The organism is Brevundimonas sp., from assembly GCF_032017145.1.
Classification (GTDB): Bacteria; Pseudomonadota; Alphaproteobacteria; order Caulobacterales; family Caulobacteraceae; genus Brevundimonas.
The window spans coordinates 1-2,535 of record NZ_DALZQC010000199.1 but is presented as its reverse complement, the minus strand read 5'-3'; the positions used below and the strand labels follow the sequence as shown (position 1 = coordinate 2,535).

The 2,535-nt window shown below is 64.5% G+C and carries 2 protein-coding genes, 1 tRNA gene and 1 pseudogene; 2 read left to right on the top strand and 2 right to left on the bottom strand.

Translation table 11 applies throughout. The annotated features are described in order from the left end of the window. Positions 1 to 227: pseudogene (locus tag RTU05_RS17860) on the bottom strand (Hpt domain-containing protein); the annotation flags it as partial. Then, positions 227 to 1,642, bottom strand: coding sequence for an amino acid permease (locus RTU05_RS17855; protein WP_312599630.1), 1,416 nt, complete (start codon positions 1,640 to 1,642; stop codon positions 227 to 229). The pseudogene RTU05_RS17860 and the gene RTU05_RS17855, both read right to left, overlap by 1 nt. Positions 1,643 to 1,799: 157 nt before the next feature. Here RTU05_RS17855 and RTU05_RS17850 point away from each other — a divergent pair. After that, positions 1,800 to 1,875, top strand: a tRNA-Lys gene (locus RTU05_RS17850). Positions 1,876 to 2,117: 242 nt separating this feature from the next. Next, positions 2,118 to 2,384, top strand: coding sequence for an AlpA family transcriptional regulator (locus tag RTU05_RS17845; RefSeq protein WP_299176338.1), 267 nt, complete (start codon positions 2,118 to 2,120; stop codon positions 2,382 to 2,384). The last annotated feature ends 151 nt before the right edge of the window (positions 2,385 to 2,535 follow it).

Genomic DNA, 2,535 nt, shown 5'->3' with positions numbered 1-2,535 from the left:
TCGGCGCAGGTCGCCGCCAGATCGCGCGCGCCGATGCCCGCCGCCGCGCCCCGGATCGTGTGGACCCCGTCGCGCCAGCCCTCGGCCCTGGGGTCCAGCAGGGCGGACCACAGGGCGGCCTGATTGACGAACAGGCCCAGCACCTCCTCGTTGACGGCGGCGTCGCCGCCGGTCATGCCGTCCAGCACCGCAAAGTCGACCGCACCCGTCAGATCGCGTCGCGCCATCAGGCCGACGGCTCCTCGCCCCTGGCCAGGCGCGAGTTGCGCGACGACCAGAGCAGATAGACGGCCAGGCCGAACAGGTTCCACAGCAGGAAATAGAGCTGGGTCGAACCCTTCAGGCTGAAGAAGAAGATGATGCAGCCGATGATGGCGACGCCGCCGACCAGCGGCCACAGCGGGGCCTTGAACCGGCGCACGCGGTTCGGCTCGCGCATCCGCAGCACGATCAGGCTGACGCCGACGGCCATGAAGGCCATCAGTGTGCCCGCGTTGGCCAGCGACGCCAGTTCGTCCAGCCGCATGATGCCCGCGAGGAAGGACACGACGATGGCGGTGAAGATGGTCACGACGCTGGGCACCCCGCGCCGCGAAATCCTGGCCAGGCGGTTGGGCAGCAGCCCGTCGCGCGCCATGCCCAGGAAGATGCGGCTCTGACCGAACAGGAAGGCCAGAAGCACCGTCGGCAGGGCGATCACGGCTGCGGCGGCGATCCACTGGGCGGCGACGCCCTGCCCCAGGCCGCGCATGATGTGGGCCAAGGGCTCGGGACTGTCGGAGAAGCTGGCGGTGGGCGCCGCGCCGATGGCCGCCGCCGCGACGGCGATATACAGGATGGTGCAGACCACCATCGAACCGACGATGCCGATGGCCAGGTCGCGCTCGGGCTTCCTGGTCTCCTCCGCCGCCGTGGCGATGGCGTCGAAGCCATAGAAGGCGAAGAAGATGATGGCCGCCGCCGCCATGACTCCCGTCTGGACAAAGGGGGCGCCAAAGCCGTTGGGCATGAAGGGCGTGAAGTTTCCGGCGTCGAAGTGCGGCATGGCGATGGCGACAAAGGCGACCAGGGCGGCGATCTTGACGAAGACCAGCACCGCATTGACGGTCGCGCTCTCGCGCGTGCCCAGCAGCAGAAGCCCGGTCACCACGGCGATGATGAAGATGGCCGGCAGGTTGATCAGCCCGCCCTCAACGTGCGGCCCGACCGACAGCGCCAGCGGCAGATCCAGCCCCAGCCCCGCCAGGAAGGGCACGGCATAGCCGGACCAGCCGACCGCGACCGTGGACACCACCAGCGAATATTCCAGGATCAGGCTCCAACCCACGACCCAGGCGAAGATCTCGCCCAGCGCGGCGTAGGAATAGGTGTAGGCGCTGCCCGAGGCCGGCATGATGGTCGACAGTTCGGCATAGGCCAGGGCCGCGCAGGCGCAGACGAGACCCGCCAGGGCGAAGCTGATCAGCACGGCTGGACCCGCCAGGCCCGCACCCACGCCGATCAGCGTCAGGATTCCGGTGCCCACAATGGCGCCGACGCCCAGCGCCAGCAGGTGCGGCCAGCTCAAGGTCGGTTTCAGGCCCGGTCCGTCGTGGGGCTTGAGCATGGCGTCGATCGAACGACGCCGGTTCCAGAATGCCATGTGCCTGTTTCCCCTGCCGCCTTGCTGCGGCTGATTCCGTTATCAGCATAAACTGTCGAAGAAAGTTTGCGAAAGCGCTTGCCAACCCCCGAACCGCTGGGTAGTAGGAGCGCCCTTCGGCAAGGCCAATCGCCGCCGAGGACATGACGATCGGTGTGGGTGATTAGCTCAGTCGGTAGAGCAGCTGACTCTTAATCAGCGGGTCGTAGGTTCGAACCCTACATCACCCACCATCGTCCCCTTGATTTCATTGAATATTTAGCCATTTCGACCGAGCTCTATCGTCGGGCCATCCTTTAGGACGGCGATTAGGACGGTAGTTAGGACGGTGGATTGCGGTTGGTGTTGTCCGATAATCTAGCCGTCGCGACCCCGGCATGGTTCCGACCGTAAACTCGCGGATGGTCGGAGATGACACAGCCGCTCAAACTTACGCCCCTCGCTTCCGAATCGGAGACCTCTGGTGGCTGCGCACATGGCAAACTCAACTGACTCACCCGCACGCTCTCGCTATCTGAGGACGCCCGAAGCAGGCCACTTTCTGGGCCTCTCAGGGCGAACCCTAGAGAAACACCGCACGTACGGAACTGGACCGACCTACCGAAAGATCGGAGGTCGAGTGATCTATGCAGTGCACGACTTGGAAGCTTGGGCCGATCTCGGTCTACAGAACTCGACTGGGGAGCCCAAGAGTCAGATCCGAGCGGCTAAGCCACAGGATGGAGGACGTGCCGCGATTTGAGGCGCGGGCGTCTGAACTATCCCCACTCGATCACTCACATACAAATAACCACTTGTTTATATTGTATTTTATTTAGCCGATAGAACTCGACGCCGACTAGGTGGTGTGGACAAAGTGCCTGACCCACAGGCGGATTGAAGCGACGAGGACG